Raw genomic sequence first — 22,604 nt, forward strand, 5'->3', positions numbered from 1 at the left:
GGCATCGGGAAAAACCGGCGCGGCACTCCCCGTCGAACGGCGTGTCGGGTGACCCGTCGAACGGCGGTACGCAGGAAGTCGCCGGGCGGTTCCACCCCCCACGGGAGAACCGCCCGGCGACGGCTGAGTGACCCGGGCCCGGATCACCTTCTGGAGCAACCGGACCACGACGGAAGACGACGGCGAAGTCCGGCCAGGGCCCGAGTGTGACCGGTCTTCTTAGCGATCAGCTGTGATTCCCGGTCCCACGCTCCCGCCCCAGGCGGGAGGCGGTTCACTGCGGTGGCGCCACCTTGGCAGAGTGACCGGTGGTACGGCGATGATGTTCCGCGGCGGGTTTGCGCCGTGGCTGGTTTCCGCCACGGGCCCCGCCGCTGGTCGGGGCCACGAGGGCCGGGTTCGGGGAGGGGCGAGGCCTGATGCTGGGAGTGCTGGGGCTGGACGAGAGGCACGAGTCGGCGTACCGGGCGCTGGTGTCCGTGGGCGCCGCCGACGTGCCCGATCTGGCCCGTCGGCTGATGCTCGGCGAGCACGACACGGAGCGCGCCCTGCGCCGGCTGGAGCGGCACGGCCTCGCGGCCCAGTCGCCGGCCCGGCCCGGGCGCTGGGTCGCGGCGCCGCCGGGCGTGGCGCTGGGCGCGCTGCTCACCCAGCAGCGGCACGAGCTGGAGAAGGCCGAACTGGCGGCGGCGCTGCTGGCGGAGGAGTACCGGGCGGCGGCGGCCGAGCCCGCCGTGCACGACCTCGTCGAGGTGGTGACGGGTGCCGCCGCCGTCTCCCAGCGTTTCCTCCAGCTCCAGCTCGGTGCGAGCGAGGAGGTGTGCGCGCTGGTCACCGGCCGGCCGACCGTTGTCACCGGCATGGAGAACGACGCCGAGGAGCGGGCCGCCGACCGCGGGGTCCGCTACCGGGTGGTGGTGGAGCGCTCGGTGCTCGACCTGCCGCACGGGATGACCGAGCTGTCCGCCGCGCTCGGCCGGGACGAGCAGGTGCGGGTGGTGGAGCGGGTACCGACCAAGCTGGTGGTGGCCGACCGTTCGCTCGCCCTGGTGCCGCTGACCTCGCGGACCGCGGAGCCCGCCGCGCTGGTGGTGCACGCGAGCGGCCTCCTGGAGCTGCTGTCGGGGCTGTTCGAGTCGGTGTGGCGGGACGCGCTGCCGCTGCGGATGGGCGCCGACGGGGTCACGGAGGAGGAGCCGGACGGGCCCGACGGCACGGACCTGGAGGTGCTGTCGCTGCTGCTGGCCGGGCTGACCGACGCGAGCGTGGCGAAACAGCTGGACCTGGGCCTGCGGACCGTACAGCGGCGCGTGAAGCACCTCATGGAGCTGACCGGCGTGACCACCCGCCTCCAGCTGGGCTGGCACGCGTACGAACGCGGCTGGGTGGCCCGCGACCGCGACCGCTGATCACCGGCCATTACTGACCTGCGCCGTCTCCCGGCCTCCGGCACTCTTGGCACATGGGAGTGTGGGACCTCCTGCTGGTCGGCCTGGTCCTCCTGCTCGGCCTGTGCGGAGTACTGGTGCCCGGAGTGCCGGGATCGTGGCTGGTGTGGGCCGCGGTTCTGTGGTGGGCGCTGAAGGACCCGCGGCCGGTCGCCTGGTGGGTCCTGGTCGGCGCCACCGTCGCGCTGTTCCTGTCCCAGGTGGTGCGCTGGGCGCTGCCGCCGCGCCGGCTGCGGGCGAGCGGTGCGACGCCCCGCATGGGGGTGTACGCCGGTCTCGGCGCCCTTCTCGGCTTCTTCCTCCTCCCCGTCCTGGGCGCGATCCCCGGCTTCATGGGCGGCATCTACCTCTGCGAACGCCTGCGACTGGGCCGGCCCGCGGAGGCTCGGGCGGCGCTGCGGACGGCGATGCGCTCGGGCGGGTCCAGCGTGCTGGCGGAGCTGTTCACCTGCCTGCTCATCGCGGGGGCGTGGCTGGGCGCGGTGATCTGGGGGTGACGTAGGTCCAGGGGCCTAGGACGGGAATCCGATGCGCCCGGCGGGGCGGGGTGCTTGGCTGGCGGGCATGAGCGAATTCAGTGAGGCCGAGCTCGCGTACCTGAAGTCGCAGCGGTTGGGGCGGCTGGCCACCGTCGACCCGCACGGGCAGCCGCAGGCGAACCCGGTCGGCTTCTTCCCGCAGGACGACGGCACGATCCTGATCGGTGGTCTGGCGATGGGCCGTACCAAGAAGTGGCGCAACCTCCAGAAGAACCCCAAGGTGGCTCTGGTCGTCGACGACGTGGTCAGCCTGCGCCCGTGGAGGGTGCGCGGCATCGACATCCGCGGGGAGGCCGAACTCCTCACCGGGCCGCACGAGTTGGGCCCGCAATTCAGCGAGGAGGTGATCCGCGTGCATCCGCGCCGGATCCACAGCTGGGGCCTGGAGGAGGAGTGACTCAGCCCTGGAGGACGCCCTCCAGGGTCAGCAGCCGCACCTTCCGCTCCAGACCGCCGGCGTACCCGGTCATGGAGCCGTTCGCGCCGATCACCCGGTGGCAGGGGCGGACGACGAGCAGCGGATTGGCGCCGATCGCGCCGCCCACGGCCCGTACGGCGGCCCGGGAGGCGCCGATCCGCGCGGCGATCTCGCCGTAGGTCACGGTCGCCCCGTACGGGACGGAGTCGAGGGCCGCCCACACCCGCTCCCGGAACGCGCTGCCGTCGGTGCTGAACTCCAGCCGGAAATCCCTGAGTTCACCGGCGAAGTAGGCGGCGAGCTGCTCCTCGGCGGCCCGGAACGGTCCGGTGTCCCGCCGCCAACCCGCCTCCACCGTCCGCCCGTTCTTCTGTCCGGGCACGGAGAGGGAGGTCAGCGCGCCGGTGGCGTCGGCGGTGAGGAGGAGGGGGCCGACGGGACTGTCGACGCGGGTCCACAGGGTGGTGGTCATGGCAGGTCAGTCCAACTCTCCTGCGGTGCGCAGGTGTTGCAGGGCGTACGAGCGCCAGGGGCGCCAGCTGTCGGGAACGTCCAGGTCGGGCGGGGCGACGTCAGGGTCGCCCAGGGCGCGGGTGCGGATGACGGCGACCGTGCCGGGATCCATGCCGGGCAGCGCCAGCAGCGCGGCCTCGGCGTCGTCGCGGTCGGCGCCCGGGTCGAGCCGCAGGGTGCCGTCGGCGAGCGCGGCGGTGAGCGCGCCCAGGGTGCCGTGGGGTTCGGCTTCGGCGAGGACGGCGGGCTCGGGGAAGAGGTGGGTGAGGCTGCCGCAGGGCGCGTCCAGCGCCTTGCCGTACCGCCGCACCAGCCGCTCGGCCTCCGCCGTACCCACCAGCGCCCGGACGGCGAGTTCCTCGGCGTCGGCGGCGCCGGGCGAGCGCAGCCCGGGCCGCTCGGCGACCAGCGGGGCGAGCCGTTCGTCGGCGCCGAGGCGCTCGTCGACGGCGTAGGGATCGGCGTCGAGGTCGAAGAGGCGGCGCAGCCGGCCGACGGCGGTGGTGAGGTCGCGGGGGTCGGTGAGATGCAGTCGGGCGTCGAGCCACCCGCCCGGATGGGCGCCGGACGCCGACTTCGCCGTGCCGGGGCGCTCGTCGACGGCGACGATGCCGGTGCCGTGCGGGAGGCGGAGGGTACGGCGGTACGTGCGCCGCCCGCGCTCCCCGCTCACTTCCTCGACGCCGGGCACGGCCTGGTCGGCGAGCAGGTCGAAGACGGCGACGGAGCGGTACGGGCCCCGGTGGGCGAGCCGCAGCGGGATCCCGGCGCTCGGGGCGGCCGCCCGCCGACCAGCCCGGCCGCCGTCCGGGGCGGCGGCCCGCAGCTCGGTCGGCGTGGAGGCGTACACCTCCCGGACGGTGTCGTTGAACTGGCGGACGCTGGCGAAGCCGGACGCGAACGCGATCTCCGTGATCGGCAGGTCGGTCGTCTGCACCAGCACCCGCGCGGTGTGCGCCCGCTGGGCCCGGGCGAGGGCGACGGGTCCGGCGCCGAGCTCGGCGGTGAGCTGGCGCTGGACCTGGCGGGCGCTGTACCCGAGCCGGGTGGCGAGACCGGCGACGCCCTCGCGGTCCACGACCCCGTCGCCGATGAGCCGCATGGCGCGGCCCACGACGTCGGCGCGGACGTTCCAGTCCGCGGAGCCGGGGGCCGCGTCGGGGCGGCAGCGGCGGCAGGCCCGGAAGCCGGAGCCCTGGGCGGCGGCGGCCGTCGGGAAGAAACGGACGTTGTGCCGCCGGGGTGTGACCGCCGGGCAGCTGGGCCGGCAGTAGATGCCGGTGGTCCGGACGGCGAAGAAGAACTCGCCGTCGAACCGGGCATCACGGCTGCGGACCGCTTCGTACCGGGTGTCTTCGTCCATCACGCCATCCAGTGTCCAACGGTACGGACCACCGGGCTGGCGGAAATCGGACGTGACGCTCGGCTACCGCAGGCGCCCCCGCTTCGCCTCCATCGCCGCCTTGCCCGCCGCGCCCTTCCGCTTCCAGTCCCGGCGCAGCTCCGCACGGACCCTGGCGTCGGTCTTGGCCACGATCCACTGGTTCTCCCGCACGAGCTTGCGGTAGCTGTCCAGGCGGCGGGCCGGCAGGTCGCCGGCGTCGACCGCGGCGAGCACCGCGCATCCCGGCTCGGCGGTGTGCGCGCAGTCGTGGAAGCGGCACCGCTCGGCCAGTTCCTCGATCTCGGAGAAGACCTGGCCGACGCCCGACTCGGCGTCCCACAGTCCGACGCCGCGCAGGCCGGGGGTGTCGATCAGGACGCCGCCGCCGGGGAGTGCGAGCAGGTTGCGGGTGGTCGTCGTGTGGCGGCCCTTGCCGTCGACGTCCCGCGCGGCCCGCACCTCCATGACGTCCTCGCCGAGGAGGGCGTTCGCGAGCGTGGACTTGCCCGCACCGGACTGGCCGAGCAGGACGGACGTACCGCCGGACACGAGGGCGACCAGGGCGTCGAGCCCGTGGCCGTCGACGGAGCTGACCGTCAGCACGGTGACCCCGGGTGCCGACAGCTCCACGTCCTGGACGAGGTGCGCTCGGGTGACCTCGTCCGGCACGAGGTCCGCCTTGGTCAGCACGACCAGCGGCTGGGCACCGGACTCCCAGGCCAGGGCCAGGAAGCGCTCGATGCGGCCGAGGTCGAGCTCGACGGCGAGGGAGACGGCGACGATCGCGTGGTCGACGTTGGCGGCGAGGATCTGCCCCTCGGACCGCTTGGAGGAGGTGGAGCGGACGAAGGCGGTACGGCGCGGCAGACACGTCCGTACGTAGCGCGGGTTGCCGCCGGGTTCGACGGCGACCCAGTCGCCGGTGCACACGACCCGCAGGGGGTCGTGCGGGGTGACGAACGCGGTGTCGGCCCGCACGATCCCGTCGGCGGTGACCACGTCGCACTGCCCGCGGTCGACCCGGATCACCCGGCCGGGCAGGAGTCCCTCATTGTCATGGGGGGCGAACGCGTCCGCCCATGCGTCGTCCCAGCCGTAGGGGGCGAGCGCGGAGAAAACGGATGGGGCAGCGGAGCTGGAAGTCAAGGGGAGACCCTTCGAAGGGCGGCCCCGGCAAGGGAGTTGAAGGTCAGCCGGTGGCCACGGAGGTGGACTTGATGATCTGGATGCGGACGTCACTCATCGCAAAGACAGCCATCGGTCGACACCTCCCGTTCCTCATCCAGGCAGCAGCGGTAGTTGATCCGCCGCACGAAGCGATGCCCACCATAGAGTGGTACGCACTTGCGTGCCACCGGTTTTCCATCCACGTCTAGGGGCTGTTTTAGAAGTGGATCAAGCTCTGCGATGATCACCGTGTGGGACATGGTGATCTGACGAATGAGCAAGGGTCAGGCTGGAGCCGTTGTTGCCGATTGGCATCAAGCCGGGACGGCCTCCGGTCTGGTCGAAGCGGCAGTTGATAGACGGCATACAGTGGCGGACGCGGACCGGGGCGCCATGGCGCAATGTCCCGGCGCGGTACGGCAAGTGGGAGACGGCCTATGGATTGTTCCGGCGCTGGCAGCGCGACGGTACTTGGGCTCGAATGGTGACGCTCCTCCAGGCCGAGGCTGACGCGATGGGCCTCATCACCTGGGATGTGAACATCGACTCCACCGTCTGTCGCGCCCATCAGCGTGCTGCCGGCGCGTCGAAAAGGGAGCTCTGGAAGGGAGCCGCCCGAAGGTCTGAAGGCCGAGCCGGCCAACCACACGTTGGGGCGGTCCCGGAACGGGTTGAGCACGAAGATTCACCTGGCCTGCGAGCAGCATCAACGTCCGTTTTTGCTCCTGATCACGCTCGGCCAGTGGGTGATTTCCCGCAGTTTCGAAGCAGTCTTGGCGGCGATCCGGGTACCCCGGCTCGGGCTGGGCCAGCCTCGCGTCCGCCCGGAGCGCGTGCGGGCCGACCAGCCCTACAGTTCTCGTGTCAACCGGACCTACCTGCGCGAACGAGGGATCAAGGCGACCATTCCCGTACCGGCTGACCAAGCTGGGGCACCGGAGGCGGCGCGGACCCACTGGCGGTCGGCCACCCCGCTCCGATCGTGAGGACTACAAAGCTCGGCACGCGGTCGAGTGCGGGATCAATCGGCTCAAGCGGCACCGGGCGGTAGCCACTCGCTACGACAAACTTACCGTCCGCTATGAGGCCACGGTCCTCATCGCCGTGCTCAACGAATGGCTGTGACACCAGTGCGGCCGTCCGGCATCATGAGTGCCATGGACACGCCGAGCGCCGACTGGATCACCATCGCGGCTTACGAAAACCTGCCGGGCCGTCTCCACCCGATGGCGGCCGCCCGCGCTTGACTGCGTGACCGCGGCATCGACTGGATGCCCTTCAGCCCAGACAAGATCCAGTGGGGTTTGGTCTGCGGCATCGGGCCTGATGGCCACTGGCACGGCTGGTTCGACATCCGCATCCATGCCAGTGCACTTCGACGGCTCGGACTTCATCCCGACCAGCCCACCGCCAATGTCACCGGCGCATCTTCACCTGGCTGGTGGCATGCCGCGGCAGAACGCAATGCTCACTAGCACCTCAGAACGTCAGTTCTCAAACAACCCCAAGGCGAGGACGAGACCGACTCGCCAAGAGGCCTGGCTTCCGCGCTTTCGCCCGTCGTCATCCGCAGGTCTTGACGACGACGATGTCGGTAACGTCCGTCAGCGGGATCACCGCTGGTTCGTGACGTCCTGGTTCCTTCAGGCGGAGCTTGCCGCCGTCCGCCGAATTCAGAGTTCCGCAGCCGATCCCACCTCGGTGACTGACCTTCAGATAGACGGGCTTGTCCCCACCGGAGTCGGTGGGGGCCCACCAGCTGACTACGACGCCCGCGAGCAGCAGGACCAACGCGACCGCGACCAGGTTCTGCGCGCGCCGCACTCTCGTGGCCGCGCCGGTGGCGAGCGCGACTTTGTACGCGGCGACCGAGCCGTACTCATCGTGTACAGCGCTCAGAGTGATGGCCCGGGGCCGGGTACCGGCCTGTGCCGCGAGTGCCTCCCACAGTCCGACGATCGCGGCGAGCAGACCGCCGACGACGAGCACGGTGACTGCCGCTCTCCATTCCGTGGACAGGGCACTGGTGGTGTCGCGTCCCTTGATCACGACACCCGCCGTGACCAGCGTGATGAAGGCGGAAAGCCCGTTTCGCCAGGTCTCCGCGCTGGACCGGACAGCGTCCAGGGATGCCGCCGACAGGGTGGCGAAGGCATCTCGCTCGGCGAGGTCGAAGGCCGAGGGCGCAGCGGCCGGCCTCCTCGGCCGGTATCGGGTCACAGCGTGTCCAGCGGCGTGGGCGGGACAGTCGGAGCGGCCGGATCGGCTCGGGTCACCAGCTCCACGCGGAAGCTGACCCCGCACCCGGTGACCCCTGCGGGCGCGCCAGTGTGTGCCAGGCCGCAACCGCATGTGACGTCCACGACGACCACAGGCGCGTTCAACGCCGCGGCTTCCGCACCGATACGACCGCGGATGGGGCTGAAGAGACCCACAGCGGTCAGCACCTGCCCGTCGTCCAACCGCCCCGCGCATCGCGGGCAGTTGCCCCACACCCGGGTGCTCAGAACGCCGTCGTTGACCTTCACCTCGGCGTGCAGAAGGTCCTGTTCGAGCAGGTCATAGGCGCGGTCTGTCCACTTGAAGTCCGGGGTGGACTCCCAGGGTTCGCTGGATCTGTGCTCCGGTGCCGGCACGCTCATGCTCGGTTCCTCTATCTCTTCACAGGACGGGTACGGTCGACGCGCCGGTAAAGTGGCTTGGTGCGCGACCTCCTCATCACAGCGCTAAAGCATCGCGTGGCGCAATTCAACGAACAGGGCGACATGGCCGGGCTGTTCGAGGCGACGGCGTCGACCGAGGCACGCGAACTCCGCGCCCTCATGGTCCAAAAGGGCTCTTCGGGTGAAGCAGTTCTCTCGCTGAAGGCTCTGGACACACTCGTCGAGTTCCATTTCACGCGGCATCGCGCCAGAGCGGGAACGAACGGATACGCCGACCTCGGCGCCGCGTTGAGACTCCTCACGCTCCGAGCCCAGGTGCGCCCGGAAGACATACCCCATGGGTTTCCGGCAGCCGTCACCGCCGCCAACAAGGCCGCGATGGAAGCTGGCGCCCGAGCTCAGCAGCTCATGGAGGAGTATCACCAGGCTAAGGACAGACGGGTTCTGGACGAGGCAGTGCACAACTACCGATGTGAGCTGGGCTTGTTGGTGGCCGCTGACGACGTACTCGCCCTTCCCATGGCCCACTTGTCCATGGCCCTGATGATGCGCTTCGACCTCGGGAAGAACCAGGCGGACCTGGACGAGGCAATCGAGCTGCGAGAGGCCTCGATCGCGTACACGGCCGAGGAGGATCCCGAGTGGTCCCGTCGTCTCACGCTGTTGTCCACCCTGCTGGCGATGCGTCACGAGCACGCGGGACAGCGGTCCGATCTCGAGCGTGCGGCGTCGGTGGGCAGGCAGGCGGTGCGTGCGACACCGGCCGACAGCCACGCACGCGCGCGTCGCCTCGCTCAGCTGGCGTTGATCCTGCACAACCTCTACGAGGTCACAGATTCCCTCACCCACCTTCAGGAGGCGGTCGAACATGCCCAAGAAGCGGTGGCGGCAGCGCGCCCGGACGACCCCGACCGGCTTCGTCACACGGTCGGTCTGGCGAAGCGATTGCGCGCCCGGCACGACCGGCTGCGTGACCCGTCCGATTTGGACACCCCTGTAGAGCTGCTGCGGTCACTGCTGTCCACAGCCTCCGAGGCACAGCTCCCCGAGATCCAGACCGAACTCGCGACGGCTCTGTACTTCCGGTATGAGCGCATCGGCGACCTCGAGGACCTGGACCAGGCGATCGTCCTCGAACGCCAGGCCGCGTCCGCGACCGCCGGATCGGAACACGCCAGGGGGCGACGGCTCATCAATCTCGCCGTCTCGTTGCGCGTCCGCCACGAACGGCTGGGATCCCCCGATGACCTGGAGGAGGCCATCCGGCTCGGGACAGAAGCCGTACCCGCGACAGGGGAAGACGCTTTCGCCCTGTCCAATCTTGGCCTGGCCTTCATGCTCCGGTACAAGCGCTCCTTCGAGGCGACCGACCTGGATCGGGCGATCCGCCTGGCGACCAGAGCGGTGGAGTCCTTCCCGGATGTCGCCCCCAGCACGGATCGGGCCATGGCCATAGCGCATCTCGCCGGAGCGCTGGGCGCACGGCTCCGACAGGACTTCGATCTTGCGGGCCTCGACGAGGTGATCAAGTGGGAGCGGGAGGCGGCGGCGACGGTGCCGCACAGCCATCCCGACTACGGCCGCTATCTTTCATCTCTCAGCCACGAGTTGCTCCGCCGCTTCCGGCACACCGAATCCCCCGACGATCTGGCGGAGGCGATGCGTGCCGCCGAACGGGCGGTGGCCGTCACGCCCCGCTCACATCCTTCCTACGCGACCCTCGTCGGCGGTCTGGCTCAGGCGCTCACCGCCAGCCCACACGCCTCCGCCGGGGACGTCGACCGTGCCGTGTCCCTGGCCCGCGACGCCGTGTCCGCCGCGCCGTCGGACGACGTCTTTCTGCCTAGGGTTTGGCGACGGCTCGGATACAGCCTGAACCGCCGCTACGAAGACCGCAAAGACCCTGTCGACCTGCGCGAAGCCATCCAGTGCTGGCAGCACGCCGTCGACCTGCCCACCGGCACTCCAGGGGACCGCATCCAGGCCTTCAGCGCCTGGGGTTCGGCCGCCGTCGAACTGGCCGACCACGCACTGGCCGCCGAGGGCTTCGGCGGCGCCTCGCTGTTGCTGCCCCAGCTGGCGTGGCACGGACTGCCCAGGCTGGCCCGCGAGACCCACCTGGCCGAATGGTCCGGACTCGCCCCCATCGCCGCGACGTGCCACATCTTGGCCGGCGACCCTGAACGCGCGGTGGAGATCCTCGAACAGGGACGGACGGTCATCCAGAACCAGTTGCTGCACATTCGCACCGACCTCTCCCACCTCACGGAGCGGGACCCGGAGCTGGCCGCCTCCTTGCTGCGGGTGCGGGAACAACTGGACGCACAGGGGTCCGTCACTCCCTCCGACCCGACAGAACTGCCCGGCGAGGGCCTGCTGTCCCCGCTGGGGCGGGAGCGGTTGGCCCAGGAGCGGGCCGCGCTCTGCCGTTCATGGGACGACCTGGTCGAACAGGCTCGTCAGCTGCACGGCTTCGAGCACTTCCTCGCGCCCATCCCCTATAGGGACCTCAGCAACGCGGCCGGGCAAGGGCCGGTCGTCGTCGTCAACGTGAGTGAGATGGCCTGCCACGCCCTGGTGATACGCGATGCCGCCACACCTGTCGAGGTTGTCGAGTTGCCCGAGGTCTCCCACGCCGATGTCAGGGAACAGGCACAGACATTTCTCAATGTGCTGATCGCCCGCGGCGATCCACACCGCCCCTTCCTCCGTCGGGAAGCCGATCGGCACGCCGTGTTCGACATCATGAACTGGCTGTGGGCGCGAATCGCCGAGCCGGTGCTGGACCGGCTCGGGTTCGACGGCGCCGGTGACGAAGCCCTGCCGCGCCTGTGGTGGTGCCCGACTGGTCTTCTCACGCTGCTGCCGTTGCATGCCGCTGGCCGGTATCCACGGCACCGCACTGCACCCGGCACGGAGCGATCGGAGACGTGCTCCGTACCGGCCCGGGTCGTCCCCTCGTACACCTCGACGCTCACAGCGCTTCGCCGCGCCCGGGAGAATGTTGTGAGCGACGGTGTTTTCGGCGGCATCCTGGCGGTCGGCATGCCGGAAACGCCCGGCAGACCCCCCTTACCCGGGGTGGACAAGGAGTTCGAGGCGCTGCGTGCTCGCTTTCCGCCGGGCACGGTGAGGCAACTGATCGGGAGCGAGGCGACACGTGAGGCCGTACGGCAGGCGCTGCACGAGAACGCCTGGGCGCACTTCGCCTGTCACGCCGGGCAGGACCTCATGGATCCCGCGCAGAGCGCCTTCACCCTCCATGACGCCCGGCTCACGGCCGCCGAGTTGCTGGAGCTTGACCTGCCGAATGCCGAGCTGGCCTACCTGTCGGCATGCGAGACGGCTGTCGGCGGGGTCAATCTGCCGGACGAGGTCATGAATCTGGCGTCGACCCTTCAGTTGGCCGGGTACCGGCACGTCGTCGCCACATTGTGGAGCATCGAGGACGGCACGGCAGCGGAAATGGCTGCCCGGGTCTATTCCGAGCTCACCCGCGCCGCCCGACCGAACTCCGCCGGTATCGCCCGCGCACTGCACTCCGCGGTCGCTGCACAGCGCGCACTCGACCCGACGGATCCACTGCGCTGGGCGGCGTATCTGCACGTCGGCCCCTGACTTCGGCCATGGAGGTCAGTCGGCCTCGGTGCAGCTTCGGCCGTTCAGGGTGATGTCGTACGGCGGGGAGTTCTTGCCCTTCCAGGAGGCGAGGAAGCCGAAGGAGAGGGTGGCGTCGGCGGCGACGGACTTGTTGTAGTCGGCGGCGGTGGCGGTGACGCGGGAGCCGTTCTGGGTGAAGCTCGCGTCCCACATCTGGGTCACCTGCTGGCCGTCCTTGAAGGACCACGCCACGTGCCAGCCGTCGACGGCGTCGGTGGGGGTGACGGAGACCGTCGCCTGGAAGCCGTCCGGCCACTGGCTGACCAGGTCGTACGAGTAGGTGCAGACGGCGGGTTCGCTGTCGTCGGGCGCCGGCGTGGCACTGGTGGCGGACGAGTGGGTGCCCTGGGGTTCCGGGTCGGGGTTCTCGTCGGCGCTGCGGGAGGCGGTGGCGGACGGGGTCGGGGACGCCGACGCCGAGGACGAGGACGAGCCGATGGACGACGCGACCGGGACGGACGGGCGGGGGGCCGCCACGGGGCTGCTGTCCGTCGGGCTGTCGCCGCCCACCGCATCGTCGTCCCCGCCGAACGGCATCATCGACACGGCCAGCGCGAGCAGCGAGACCAGGACGGCGGCGACGAGGAGGCCGTTGCGCACGACGCGGGCGCGACTGCCGGCGGCCCTCGGGTCACCGCCCTCGCCCGCCGGCAGTTCCGGGCGTCCGACGCCGAGGCGGACCTCGGCGGCCCGGCGGCGGCGCTCCAGGTAGGCGAGGCCGCCCCAGCCGATCACGCCGCCGGCCAGAGCCGCGGGCAGTCCGCCGCCGTGCGGGCGCAGACAGGCGGCGGCCTCGGCGCAGTCCACGCAGGTGGCGAGGTGGCGCGAGAGGTCGCCGGGGATGTCGGCGGCGGGCGAGCGGGTGACCGCGTCGAGCAGCCGGGCGTAGCTGCGGCACTGCGCGGCCATCGGCGTGTCGAGGTGGGCGCGATGGCTGCGGTCCCGGAACAGGCCGCGCACCTGGGCGAGTTCCTCGCCGAGGTCGGCCGGGTCGAGCCCGAGCTTGCGGGCGACGACGGACGGCGGCAGCGCCTCCACCTCGGCGAGCCACAGCAGCGTGGCGTCCGCCTCCTGCAGATCGCGCAGGGCGCGCAGCGCGAGCGGGCGCTGCAACGGCGGTCCGGTGTAGCGTGCGGCCTTCTCGGAGTGGAGCCACAGCCGCAGATCGGGGTCGAGGTCGTGCCCCTGTCCCGCGGTCTCCCAGGCCGCCGCCGTGGCGCGTACGGCGGTCAGCAGCAGAGGGATCATGGGGAGCCGGGGCGAGCGGCGGCCGGTGCTCCGGGCGTTGCCGGTCTCGGCGGCGCGGGCCTCGCGTATGCCGAGTGCGAACGCCTCCGTGGCAAGCTGGGTGGCCGCCGAGGCGCCGGCGGTGCACAGGTCGGCGTAGGAAAGCACCGCGTCCCAGCACTCGGAGAACAGCGCGGCCTCGGCGGCGTCCTTCGGGGTCGGCAGGTCGGGCATGGGTCTCCTGCATCCAGATACGAGGTCAACTCGCCTTATTGGCAACGGAGTTGTGGGGAACCTCGCGGCAGGGCCCGAGCCTTTCACGGTTTTCGCACAACTGACAAGCGCCCTATTCAAATTCGGTTACCGGCGGTCGCGCGACGGCGACCGCCGGTGGCCGCCGTCCTACCGGTCGGAGTGCACGACCGCCACGACCCGCCCGTGCGCGTCGAGGGCCTCGGTCCTGTACTCCCGCATCCACTCCTCGTTGCTCCGAGAGTTATACGGAAGGAACGCCACGAAGTATCGATCCCGGCCGACATTCATCGGCCCCTCGGTCCGGCCGCCGGCCCAGACGACCCGGGCCGCGACGGCGCCCTGGGGCACCCGGCCGTAGACGGCCACCCAGTCGGACAGGGCGTTCGTGTCCACCGCGGACCACAGCGCGCCCATTCCGTCGAAGGTCTCGCCGCCCCGGATGCACTCCGACCAGCCGCCGGACCGCGCCGGTTTCCCGTCCGGCGCCAGCACCCGCATGTAGTGGCACAGGCCCCCCGAGGGGTTGGGTGCCTCCCAGTACTGGATGGCCGTGCCGTCCGGCGCGGTCCCGGAGAAGAGCATCTCGGCCTTGTCGGAGTCCGGCGCCATCCCCTCCGAACCGGCGCCGTGCCCAGCCCTGTTGAGCCCCCAGTCCACGTCGCCCGGGATGACCCCGGTGGCCTGCGCGGCCAGTCCGCCGACGCCCAGGACGCCGATGACGGCGACGCCGATCACCCAGCGCCGGCGCGATGGCCGGTGGGAACGCGGGCGTCCCCTGCGCGCCCGCGGGTCCTCGGCCAGGATCCGCTCCAGCACCGCCGCGTCCGGGGCGGCCTCGCCGGCCACCGGGTCCGCCGGGCCCAGCAGCAGCCGTACCCGCTCCTCGGTCTGTGCGGTGTCCCCTCGCCCTCTCATGACCGTTCCCCCTTCGCTCCGGCCAGCTGCGGTTCGGCCGGCTCCTCCCGCCGGGCCAACTCCCGTTCCAGTCGCCGCCGTGCGCGGTGCAGCCGTACCGCGAAAGCGCGCGCCGAGCACCCCACGACCCGGGCCGCGGCGGCCGTGTCGAGGCCGTCCCAGCCGATGAGCCTCAGGGTCTCCTGGTCGCGCTGCGAGAGCGCGGCGAGCGCCGCCCGCACGTGCAGCGCCTCGACCACTCCCCCGGCATGGTCGGGTGCCGCGGCCGCCACGGGCGCCGTGCGCCCGAGGCGTACGGCCAGCCGGCCGCCGCGGCGCTCGCCGCGGGCCTGGTTGGCGAGGATGTTGCGCGCCACGGCGTACAGCCACGGCAGCGCCTCCTCCGCCTCCCGGGGCACTTTGTCGATACGGCGCCAGGCGACCAGGAAGGTCTCGGCCGCCGCGTCCTGCGCCGCATCCGGATCCGCCGCGCGGCGCCGGGCGAAGTTCAGCACCCGCCCGTAGTGCGCCGCGTAGAGCGCCCGTAATCTGTGCTCCGCGTCAGGTGTTCCGTCCTCCGGCACACCCGCCCCCTTCCGTCCGCCGTCCGCGATGACATCCCTCTATGTCCGGCGGCACGGCGGGAGTTACACCCTGCTCGGCTCTTCCTCGGCCGGAGTGTCCTGCGCCGGGAGGCTGTCCATGAAGGAGCTGACGGAGAAGACGGCGCGGCCGGGTCCGGGCTCGCCGTAGCCGGGGGGCGAGGAGAGGCCGAAGTCCTCCATGGTCTGGCGATAGGCCTGCAGGAGGCGGATGTGGTACTCCAGCGGCGCGCCCTGCGGGTTGGCCTTGCCGAGCGGGGTGGTGGGCTCGGGGCACCAGGTGGTGAAGCGGGGCGTGATGCCGTGCGACATGAAGAAGCGCAGGCCCTCGGTGGTGGACGCGATGGCCTCGTCGACGGTCTTGAAGCCGAAGGGCTCCGCCATCTCCACGCCCGCCACGAAGTTGGGGATGACGTTGCGCGCGCCGAAGACCTCGGCCGAGTCGAGGATCCGCCTGTGCCACTCGTCGCGGCCGACGTACCGCTCCTTGCCCGGGCAGTACATCTTGAACAGGTACTCGTCCCACACCTCGTAGTTGGGGTGGTAGATCTGCACGCCGTAGTCCTTGAACCGCTGCACGTCGTCCCGCGGCAGCGCCTGGGCGACGACCTTGCCGATCCAGCGGCCCGGGAAGCGCTCCTCGATGGCCTTGGCGTAGTGGCCGTAGAAGTCGGCCTCGTCCCGGCCGGAGACGGTCTTGGTGATCGCGCCGCCGGTGAGCGTGTAGGCGGTGGAGGCCTTCTGGGTGTCGTACCGGTCGATGATCTCCAGGGCTTCGAGGACCTCCTCGACGTCCTTCACACCCGTGTACGGACGCCCGGCCGCCTTGTGCTGGCGCCAGTTGTGGTTGATGTCGCAGTACTGGCACTCCTCCTTGGCGCCGAAGTACTGGCACACCCGGAAGACGGTCAGGTAGATCAGGTAGCCCCACTGGATGGTCGGGGCGACCTCCATGACGGACTTCCCGTTGCTGAGCTTGTGCCGGTAGTACTCCGGCATCGGCGGCACCCCGACGTCGGCGATGCGCCTGCCGTCGAGGTAGAGGCCGAGCATGCCCGAGTCGTCGGCGGCCACCCGGTAGGGCGAGGCGGGGTTCACCCGCACCGACACCACCGTACGCCGCAGGTCGTACGGGCCGCCGGTGAGGATGATCTCCTCCGGCGGGCGGCGCAGCGCGGCCTCGCCCAGCTCCGGCAGGGTGCCGTGGTCGAAGGAGAAGATGAAGTACGACTTCGGCTTCACCTCGCCGCTCTCGTTGTCGCTGAGGGCGGACGGGTCGAAGGCCACGCCACCTCGCAGCAGGTCCTCTTTGAAGACGGCTTCCCGCGGTACCTGCGGAAACCGCTCCATCAGATCCTCGACCAGCGCGGTACGGCTGCCCATCCCGATCTCTCCTCCCGGCTCAGGCTTCGACTCCTCACGGTATGCCTTCGCTCTGACATCAGCCGTGCCGGGTCCCCTCCCGGCGCGCGATGTGTCCCGGTACGGGGACATCCGAGGGCAGCGCCGGGTCCGGAACCGGGGCGCCCCACACCGAGGTCAGGGGCAGGGTCCCGGCCCAGAGCCCCAGTTCCGCGTCGGGTCCGTCGCCGTCGTCGGGGGCGCCGGTGCGGATCTTGACCGAGGCCTCTTCGAGGGAGAGCGCGAGGAGAGTGGTGGCGGCGAGTTCCTTGCGGCTGGGCCGGCGCGCGTACGTCCACTGCCCCGGCGTCGCGTGCTCGGTGAGCCGGCGCAGCCCGGCCAGCTTCTCCTCGGGGTCGGTGACCTTGCGGGCCTCGCCGTGGATCATCGCGCTGCGGTAGTTGACGCCGTGCTCGAAGACGGAGCGGGCGAGGACGAGCCCGTCGACGTGGGTGACGGTGACGCAGACCGGCGTACCGCCGGCGAGGCTGCGGCTGGCGACGGATCCGTGCAGGTAGAGCTGGTGCTCGTCCCGCCCGTAGACGGTCGGCACGACCATCGGCCGCCCCTCGACCACGACCCCCAGATGACAGACGAACCCGGCGTCGAGGATCGCGTCCAGATCGGCCCGGTCGAGGCTGCCCTGTTCGCGGAGGCGGCGGTGGCGCGTGCGGTCGGTGTCGGGGAGGGTGGCGGGCAGGGGTTCAGGGGTCATGAACCCGCAGGCTACAGACCCCGCGGGTCACTGACTCCGCGGCTCAGGCCTCCCGCTCCAGCGCCGCCGGATCCACGGGGTGGGCGAGATGCCCGCCGTTCAGCAGCCGCGCCGCCTCCTCCGCGACCGTCATGCCGAGGCGGGAGAGTTCGTTTCCCTGGGAGCCCGCCAGGTGCGGGGTGACGAAGGCGTTCGGGAGGTCGTAGAGGGGGGAGTCCGCGCGGTGTTGATCAGGGTCGCCCCGTCGGGCATCAGGGCGAGTTCCCGACGGCCGACGAGGTGGTGGGTCTCGGGGGTCTCGGGCGCGTGGACCGTGACGATGTCCGAGGTGCGCAGCAGTTCGTCCAGCGCCAGCAGCGGTACGCCGAGTGCGGCCGCCCGGGACTCGGAGACGTACGGGTCGGTGAGGCTCACGCGCAGGTCGAAGGGGGCCAGCAGCTCGATGACGCGCCGGCCGATGCGGGAGGCGCCGATCACTCCGACGCGGCGGCCGTGGTTGCCGATGCCGGGGACGACACCCCAGCCGGGGTGGGCCCGCCCGGTGCGCAGGCGTTCGCGGGCGCCGAGGACGTCCTTCCCGGCCAGCAGGATCATCGCGAGGGTGTACTCGGCCACCGGGACCGCGTTGGCGGCGGCGGCCGAGGAGACCACGATGCCGCGCCGCCAGACCTCGGGCGTGACGAAGCCCTTGACCGAGCCCGCCGAGTGCAGCACCGCGCGCAGCTCCGGCGCCGCGTCGAGGGCGGCCGCGTCCAGGCGGGGGCAGCCCCAGCCGGTGACCAGGATCTCGGTGCGGGCGAGAATCTCCCTGGCCTCGGGTGTCGTGAAATCCTCGGCCACCAGGACGGGGTCGATGTCCACGGACTCCCGCAGCCGCGCCAGCACCTCCGGCGGGAACACCTGCGGAAGGTTCTCGGCGGTCAGGGCGAACAGCGCCCGGGGACGCTCGGGCAACGAAGTGGCCTTCCCGGTCAGCAGTATGGGGACAGCAGTATGCGCACACACTCCGCGGAGGGACGGCAGGGATGACGGACACGGTCACCAACTGGGCAGGCAACATCACCTACACCGCCAAGGAGCTCCAGCGCCCGCACTCGCTCGACGCGCTCAGCAGCCTGGTGGCCGGCAGCGCGGCCGTGCGGGTGCTGGGCAGCGGGCACTCCTTCAACGAGATCGCCGAGCCGGGCCCGGAGGGTGTGCTGCTGTCGATCGCCGGACTGCCGCCGGTGATCGACGTCGACACGACGGCCCGTACGGTACGGGTCTCGGGCGGCGTCCGGTACGCGGAACTGGCGCGTGTCGTGCACGCGCACGGGCTCGCGCTGCCCAACATGGCGTCCCTGCCGCACATTTCGGTGGCCGGCTCGGTGGCGACCGGCACCCACGGCTCGGGCATCACCAACGGCCCGCTCGCGTCGGCGGTGCGCGAGGTGGAAATCGTCACAGCCGACGGGTCGACGGTGGTCATCAGGCGCGGCGACGACCGGTTCGACGGTGCCGTGACCTCGCTGGGCGCCCTGGGTGTCGTAACGGCTCTGAGTCTGGATCTGGAGCCGGCCTTCGAGGTCGAGCAGCACGTGTTCACCGAACTGCCCCTGGAAGGACTGGACTTGGCGGGGTACGAGACGATCGCCGGGGCGGCCTACAGCGTGAGCCTGTTCACCGACTGGCGGGAGCCGGGGTTCCGGCAGGTGTGGCTCAAGCGGCGGACGGACCAGCCGCTGCCGGACTTCCCGTGGGCCGCGCCCGCGGCCGAGAAGCTGCACCCGGTGCCGGGGATGCCCGCCGAGAACTGCACCGAGCAGTTCGGGGTGCCCGGGCCCTGGCACGAGCGGCTGCCGCACTTCCGGGCGGAGTTCACGCCGAGCAGCGGGGACGAGCTGCAGTCGGAGTACCTGCTGCCGAGATCCGCCGCCGTGGCCGCGCTGACCGCGCTGGACGGCATCCGGGGGACCGTCGCGCCGGTGCTGCAGACCTGCGAGGTGCGCACGGTGGCCGCCGATCCGCAGTGGCTCAGCCCGGCGCACGGGCGGGACTCCGTGGCGCTGCACTTCACCTGGATCGCCGACACGGCGTCCGTGCTGCCGGTGGTGCGGCAGGTGGAGGAGGCGCTGGACGGGTTCGAGCCGCGGCCGCACTGGGGCAAGGTGTACACGGTGCCGGCGCCGGTCGTCCGTGGCCGCTACCCACGGCTCGACGACTTCCGTACGCTGGCCGGGTCGCTTGATCCACAGCGGAAGTTCGCCAACGCCTTCGTGCGGGACGTGCTGGACGCCTGACTTTATAAAGCCCCTTTCCTAACCCCTTGTCGAAAGTCCCCGGGAGCCCATAGCCTTACGCCGCGCCGGTGCCGACGTGCCCGGTCGGCCTGAGAGCTGAAGGGACGGGCCCGGTGAAGCGCACCTCACGTGACATCCGCACCGCGAACCGCTACGAGGTGCTGCGCCAGATCATCGCCGAGTCTCCCACCTCCCGGCAGGAGCTGGCGGCCGCCACCGGGCTCAGCCTCGCCACGGTCGCCACCCTCGTCGGCGAGCTGCTCGACCTGCGGATGATCACGGAGGTCGGCTTCGAGGACTCGGCGGGCGGCCGTCCGCGGGGTCTCGTGGCCGTCAACGCGTCGGGGGGCGCGTTGATCGGCGTCGACATCGCGGAGACGTACGTCCATGTCGAGCTGTTCGACCTCGCGCTGAACGTGCTCGCCCGCGCCGACGAGGACATGCGCCCCGGCGAGAGCCTGCCCGAGCAGGTGGTCAGCCATGTGGCCGCCGCCGTGGGCTCCGTGGTCGCGCAGGCCGGGATCGAGGGCGCGCGGGTGCTGGGCGTCGGGGTGAGCGTGCCGGGTCAGGTGAACCGCGACACCGGCATCTCGGAGTACGCGCCCAACTGGGACTGGCACGACGTGCCCCTGCTCGACCTGCTCTCCGAGGTCATCGCCTACCCCCTCTACCTGGACAACCCGCTGCGCGCCGGAGCGGTCGCCGAGATGTGGTTCGGGGCGGCGCGCGGGCGCGGGGACGCGGTCGTGGTCAACCTCGGCACCGGTGTCGGCGCCGGGCTCGCGCTCGGCGGCGGACTGTACAGAGGCGTGAGCAACAGCGCCGGCGAGTGGGGGCACACGACGCTCGTCCTGGACGGACGGCTGTGCCGCTGCGGCAACCACGGCTGCGTGGAGGCGTATGTCGGCGCGCCCGGAATCATGCTGAATCTGCGGGAGTTGAGCCCGCAGAGCCCGCTGCTCCACCCCGAGGACCAGACCGCGACCATCGACGCGCTGGCCCGTGGCGTGAGTGCGGGCGACCCCGTGGCCGTCAAGGTCGTGCGGGAGACGGCCCGTTACGTCGGCGCCGGCATCGCCAACCTGGTCAACGTCCTCAACCCAGAGATCGTCGTGCTCAGCAGCTGGGTCGCCCGCAGTCTGGGTGAGCCGCTGCTGCACGAGGTGCGCGAGGCCGTCGGACGGCACGCGCTGCCGCGGCCGATGGCCGCCACCCGGATCGTCCTCTCCCCCATCCCCACCGACCCGGCGTGCCTGGGCGCGGCGACGTTCGCGCTGGAGGGCGCGCTTCAGTCGGTGGGGCAGAGGAAGGCACCGTCCGCGAAACGCGCCGCCCCCGCGAGGGCCGGCCGTACCGCACCACCCTCATAAGGAGCCGTACCGCACCACCTTCACGACGACGGAAGGGATGCACGTGCCTCACCCCCACCGCAGCAGATCCCTCCTGCTGAGGGCCGCAGCCGCGCTGGCCGTCACAGGGCCCCTGATATCCGCCCCGACCGCCTCGGCCGCCACCCCCACGGCGGCCGAGGTCTCCCCGCACGCCGCGCAGACCATCGACGACATCGGCGCGTCCGGCGCCTGGTGGGTCAACGACCTGCAGTACTTCAAGCCCGAGGTCCAGGCCCGGGTGGCTCGACTGCTCTTCTCCAAGCAGGGGTTGGCGCTCAGCTCCTACCGCTACAACATCGGCGGTGGCGGCGCCGCGGTCACCACCCCCGCCCGCGCCGCCGAGGACTTCCTGAGGCCCGACGGCTCGTACGACTGGAGCGCGGACAAGGGCGGGCAGACCTTCCTCAAGGCCGCGGCCCGCTACGGCGTCAAGGACCTGATCGGCTTCGTCAACAGCGCGCCTGCGCAGTGGACGACCAACGGGCAGTCCTGCGGCGGCCAGTTGAAGCCGGAGAACGAGGGCGACTACGCGAAATACGTCGCCGACGTCACCGACCACTTCGCGCGCCAGGGCGTGCAGCTGGACTACATCAGCCCCTTCAACGAGCCGGACAACGACTTCGGTTCGTGCGGCCAGGAGGGCATGAAGGTCACGGTCGACCAACGCGACGACATCGTGCGGGCGTTGGGAGTCGAGCAGCGGGCCCGCAAGCAGAAGACGTCGATCATCGCCGACGAGTCGAGCCAGACCACCCAGTTCGTCTCCGAACTCCCGCAGTGGATCTCGCAGCCGGACACCCAGCAGTACGTCTCGGCCCTGGCGCACCACACGTACAACAACCCGAACGACGGCCAACTCGCCAATGTCTACGAGACGTCGAGGACCGTCGGCCAGAAGTCCTGGGCCACCGAGATCTGCTGCTTCGGCAAGGGCTCGACCGGCTGGAACCAGGAGTACGACCCGACCATCGACAACGCCCTGCTGATGTCGAGGATCATCTACAAGGACTTCGCGAGCGCCCACGACTCGGCGTTCCAGTGGTGGGTGGCGCTCGCGAGCGGCTACGGCACCGACCCGTACGCGAGGAACGACACCGGCTGGAACGACGGCCTGATCTACTACGACCCCGACTACGCGACGAACGGCAACCAGGCGCTGTACTTCACCAAGCGGTACTACGCGCTCGGCCAGTACAGCAGGTTCGTCCGGCCGGGCTCGGTCGCGCACGACGTGACGGGCGCGCCGGACGGCGTCGAGGTGTCCTCGTACGACAAGGACGGCACGTGGGTGGTAGTGGTCAACAACCACAACTCCACGGACACCCCGCTGAGTCTGCACTTCAACAGCAAGACACCGGTACGGGCCACGCAGGCCGTCCGGACCTCGGCCACCGAGGACTGGGCGCGCGTCGCCAAGCCGTCGGTGAGCGGCGGGACGGCCACGGCGACCCTCGCGGCCCGCTCCGTGACGACGTACGTCTTCGACCAGAAGGGCCACGGGAGTACGGCGGTCACGGGCGCGCTGGCCGGGAAGCAGTCCGGCAAGTGCCTCACCGCGGGCGCCTCCGGCGCGGCGATCAGCACCTGCACCGGCGGCGACGAGCAGTCCTGGTCGTACGACGCCAAGGGTGCCCTGAAGGGCGTGAACGGCTATCTCACGGCCGGGAGTTCAGGGCTGACCACGACCGCCGACTTCACCGGTGACGCCTCGCAGCGGTGGCTGCTGAACGCCAACGGGCAGATCCTCAGCGAGGCGTCGGGCAAGTGCCTCGACGTCAGCGGCCAGGCGACCGCCGACGGCAGCAAGGTGATCCTCTACAGCTGCAACGGCGGCGCCAACGAGGCGTGGGCCAGGCAGTGACCCCGTAGGAACACCCCTGTGACCGAGGGCCGTCGGCACCCCTGACCCGGCGGCCCTCAACTCCCTTGCCCCACCCCTTTGTTCGTCATTCCGAACCGGATTTAACGCTTCGAACAGACTTCGTCCAACCCCTTGCCGAAGCCTTAGCCGAAGGTTAACGTCCCGCACCGCAGAGCAATTCGAGCCA

At 71.0% G+C, this 22,604-nt stretch carries 17 protein-coding genes and 2 pseudogenes; 8 read left to right on the top strand and 11 right to left on the bottom strand.

Annotation, left to right across the window (positions count from 1 at the left end; all coding sequences use genetic code 11):
* Nucleotides 1-419: 419 nt before the first annotated feature.
* The 3 genes from MQP27_RS10190 (at nt 420) to MQP27_RS10200 (ending at nt 2,384) form a co-directional block, all read left to right on the top strand.
* Nucleotides 420-1,409, top strand: coding sequence for a helix-turn-helix transcriptional regulator (locus MQP27_RS10190; RefSeq protein WP_242764095.1), 990 nt, complete (start codon nt 420-422; stop codon nt 1,407-1,409).
* A gap of 53 nt (nt 1,410-1,462) precedes the next feature.
* Nucleotides 1,463-1,945, top strand: coding sequence for a DUF456 domain-containing protein (locus MQP27_RS10195; protein WP_242764097.1), 483 nt, complete (start codon nt 1,463-1,465; stop codon nt 1,943-1,945).
* Between the two features lie 67 nt (nt 1,946-2,012).
* On the top strand, nt 2,013-2,384 hold the full coding sequence (locus tag MQP27_RS10200; protein ID WP_242764099.1) for a PPOX class F420-dependent oxidoreductase: 372 nt from the start codon (nt 2,013-2,015) through the stop codon (nt 2,382-2,384).
* A gap of 1 nt (nt 2,385) precedes the next feature.
* On the opposite strand, the gene MQP27_RS10205 is transcribed toward MQP27_RS10200, so the two are convergent.
* The 3 genes from MQP27_RS10205 to rsgA all read right to left on the bottom strand — a co-directional run bounded on the left by MQP27_RS10205 (nt 2,386) and on the right by rsgA (nt 5,448).
* On the bottom strand, nt 2,386-2,877 hold the full coding sequence (locus MQP27_RS10205; protein WP_242764101.1) for a methylated-DNA--[protein]-cysteine S-methyltransferase: 492 nt from the start codon (nt 2,875-2,877) through the stop codon (nt 2,386-2,388).
* Between the two features lie 6 nt (nt 2,878-2,883).
* Nucleotides 2,884-4,281, bottom strand: coding sequence for a DNA-3-methyladenine glycosylase 2 family protein (locus tag MQP27_RS10210; protein WP_242765060.1), 1,398 nt, complete (start codon nt 4,279-4,281; stop codon nt 2,884-2,886).
* 63 nt (nt 4,282-4,344) lie between these two features.
* Nucleotides 4,345-5,448 carry a ribosome small subunit-dependent GTPase A gene (gene rsgA, locus MQP27_RS10215; protein WP_242764103.1) on the bottom strand — a complete coding sequence of 368 codons (1,104 nt, stop codon included), beginning with the start codon at nt 5,446-5,448 and terminating at the stop codon, nt 4,345-4,347.
* A gap of 272 nt (nt 5,449-5,720) precedes the next feature.
* Between rsgA and MQP27_RS10220 the strand changes: the two are divergent.
* Nucleotides 5,721-6,594, top strand: a pseudogene (locus MQP27_RS10220) (IS5 family transposase).
* Between the two features lie 438 nt (nt 6,595-7,032).
* On the opposite strand, the gene MQP27_RS10230 reads toward MQP27_RS10220, so the two are convergent.
* Together MQP27_RS10230 and MQP27_RS10235 are read right to left on the bottom strand one after the other, a co-directional pair.
* Complete coding sequence (locus tag MQP27_RS10230) at nt 7,033-7,689, bottom strand: hypothetical protein (protein WP_242764108.1); 657 nt, start codon at nt 7,687-7,689, stop codon at nt 7,033-7,035.
* Nucleotides 7,686-8,111 carry a hypothetical protein gene (locus tag MQP27_RS10235; protein ID WP_242764110.1) on the bottom strand — a complete coding sequence of 142 codons (426 nt, stop codon included), beginning with the start codon at nt 8,109-8,111 and terminating at the stop codon, nt 7,686-7,688. The genes MQP27_RS10230 and MQP27_RS10235 overlap by 4 nt, the downstream gene beginning before the upstream one ends.
* Nucleotides 8,112-8,171: 60 nt before the next feature.
* Here MQP27_RS10235 and MQP27_RS51355 point away from each other — a divergent pair, with 60 nt between their 5' ends.
* A complete protein-coding gene (locus MQP27_RS51355) occupies nt 8,172-11,750 on the top strand; it encodes a CHAT domain-containing protein (protein ID WP_242764112.1) in 3,579 nt (1,192 codons plus the stop codon).
* Nucleotides 11,751-11,765: 15 nt separating this feature from the next.
* Here the strand turns inward: MQP27_RS51355 and MQP27_RS10245 are convergent, their stop codons facing one another.
* The 6 genes and pseudogenes from MQP27_RS10245 to MQP27_RS10270 all read right to left on the bottom strand — a co-directional run bounded on the left by MQP27_RS10245 (nt 11,766) and on the right by MQP27_RS10270 (nt 17,840).
* Nucleotides 11,766-13,253, bottom strand: a complete 1,488-nt coding sequence (locus MQP27_RS10245) for a cellulose-binding domain-containing protein (protein WP_242764114.1) — start codon at nt 13,251-13,253, stop codon at nt 11,766-11,768.
* Nucleotides 13,254-13,421: 168 nt separating this feature from the next.
* Nucleotides 13,422-14,189 carry a hypothetical protein gene (locus tag MQP27_RS10250; RefSeq protein WP_242764116.1) on the bottom strand — a complete coding sequence of 256 codons (768 nt, stop codon included), beginning with the start codon at nt 14,187-14,189 and terminating at the stop codon, nt 13,422-13,424.
* Nucleotides 14,186-14,752 carry an RNA polymerase sigma factor gene (locus MQP27_RS10255; protein WP_242764118.1) on the bottom strand — a complete coding sequence of 189 codons (567 nt, stop codon included), beginning with the start codon at nt 14,750-14,752 and terminating at the stop codon, nt 14,186-14,188. Before MQP27_RS10255 ends, MQP27_RS10250 begins: the two co-directional genes overlap by 4 nt.
* A gap of 63 nt (nt 14,753-14,815) precedes the next feature.
* Nucleotides 14,816-16,153 (bottom strand): radical SAM protein, encoded by a 1,338-nt coding sequence (locus MQP27_RS10260; protein WP_242764120.1) that lies wholly within the window; start codon nt 16,151-16,153, stop codon nt 14,816-14,818.
* A 58-nt stretch (nt 16,154-16,211) separates the two neighbouring features.
* Nucleotides 16,212-16,886 carry a pyridoxamine 5'-phosphate oxidase family protein gene (locus MQP27_RS10265; protein WP_242764122.1) on the bottom strand — a complete coding sequence of 225 codons (675 nt, stop codon included), beginning with the start codon at nt 16,884-16,886 and terminating at the stop codon, nt 16,212-16,214.
* 43 nt (nt 16,887-16,929) lie between these two features.
* Nucleotides 16,930-17,840, bottom strand: a pseudogene (locus tag MQP27_RS10270) (hydroxyacid dehydrogenase).
* Nucleotides 17,841-17,911: 71 nt separating this feature from the next.
* On the opposite strand from MQP27_RS10270, the gene MQP27_RS10275 reads away from it, so the two are divergent.
* From MQP27_RS10275 to MQP27_RS10285, 3 genes are all read left to right on the top strand, one after another.
* Entirely contained in the window at nt 17,912-19,165 is a 1,254-nt protein-coding gene (locus tag MQP27_RS10275) for an FAD-binding protein (RefSeq protein ID WP_242764124.1), read from the top strand.
* Nucleotides 19,166-19,278: 113 nt separating this feature from the next.
* Complete coding sequence (locus tag MQP27_RS10280; RefSeq protein ID WP_242764126.1) at nt 19,279-20,535, top strand: ROK family transcriptional regulator; 1,257 nt, start codon at nt 19,279-19,281, stop codon at nt 20,533-20,535.
* Nucleotides 20,536-20,572: 37 nt separating this feature from the next.
* Nucleotides 20,573-22,417 carry a glycoside hydrolase gene (locus MQP27_RS10285; protein WP_242764128.1) on the top strand — a complete coding sequence of 615 codons (1,845 nt, stop codon included), beginning with the start codon at nt 20,573-20,575 and terminating at the stop codon, nt 22,415-22,417.
* Nucleotides 22,418-22,604: the final 187 nt, after the last annotated feature.

Origin of the sequence: Streptomyces cylindrosporus (genome assembly GCF_022698165.1) — a bacterium.
Taxonomy (GTDB): Bacteria; Actinomycetota; Actinomycetes; order Streptomycetales; family Streptomycetaceae; genus Streptomyces; species Streptomyces cylindrosporus.

Bases quoted from the DNA above. Each gene is read 5' to 3' on its own strand.
- MQP27_RS10200 (WP_242764099.1), top strand. From the start codon at position 2,013: ATGAGCGAATTCAGTGAGGCCGAGCTCGCGTACCTGAAGTCGCAGCGG.
- MQP27_RS10285 (WP_242764128.1), top strand. From the start codon at position 20,573: ATGCACGTGCCTCACCCCCACCGCAGCAGATCCCTCCTGCTGAGGGCC.
- MQP27_RS10210 (WP_242765060.1), bottom strand. From the start codon at position 4,281: ATGGACGAAGACACCCGGTACGAAGCGGTCCGCAGCCGTGATGCCCGG.
- MQP27_RS10275 (WP_242764124.1), top strand. From the start codon at position 17,912: ATGACGGACACGGTCACCAACTGGGCAGGCAACATCACCTACACCGCC.
- MQP27_RS10265 (WP_242764122.1), bottom strand. From the start codon at position 16,886: ATGACCCCTGAACCCCTGCCCGCCACCCTCCCCGACACCGACCGCACG.
- MQP27_RS10205 (WP_242764101.1), bottom strand. From the start codon at position 2,877: ATGACCACCACCCTGTGGACCCGCGTCGACAGTCCCGTCGGCCCCCTC.
- MQP27_RS10235 (WP_242764110.1), bottom strand. From the start codon at position 8,111: ATGAGCGTGCCGGCACCGGAGCACAGATCCAGCGAACCCTGGGAGTCC.
- MQP27_RS10195 (WP_242764097.1), top strand. From the start codon at position 1,463: ATGGGAGTGTGGGACCTCCTGCTGGTCGGCCTGGTCCTCCTGCTCGGC.
- MQP27_RS10260 (WP_242764120.1), bottom strand. From the start codon at position 16,153: ATGGGCAGCCGTACCGCGCTGGTCGAGGATCTGATGGAGCGGTTTCCG.
- MQP27_RS10250 (WP_242764116.1), bottom strand. From the start codon at position 14,189: ATGAGAGGGCGAGGGGACACCGCACAGACCGAGGAGCGGGTACGGCTG.
- MQP27_RS10245 (WP_242764114.1), bottom strand. From the start codon at position 13,253: ATGCCCGACCTGCCGACCCCGAAGGACGCCGCCGAGGCCGCGCTGTTC.
- MQP27_RS10190 (WP_242764095.1), top strand. From the start codon at position 420: ATGCTGGGAGTGCTGGGGCTGGACGAGAGGCACGAGTCGGCGTACCGG.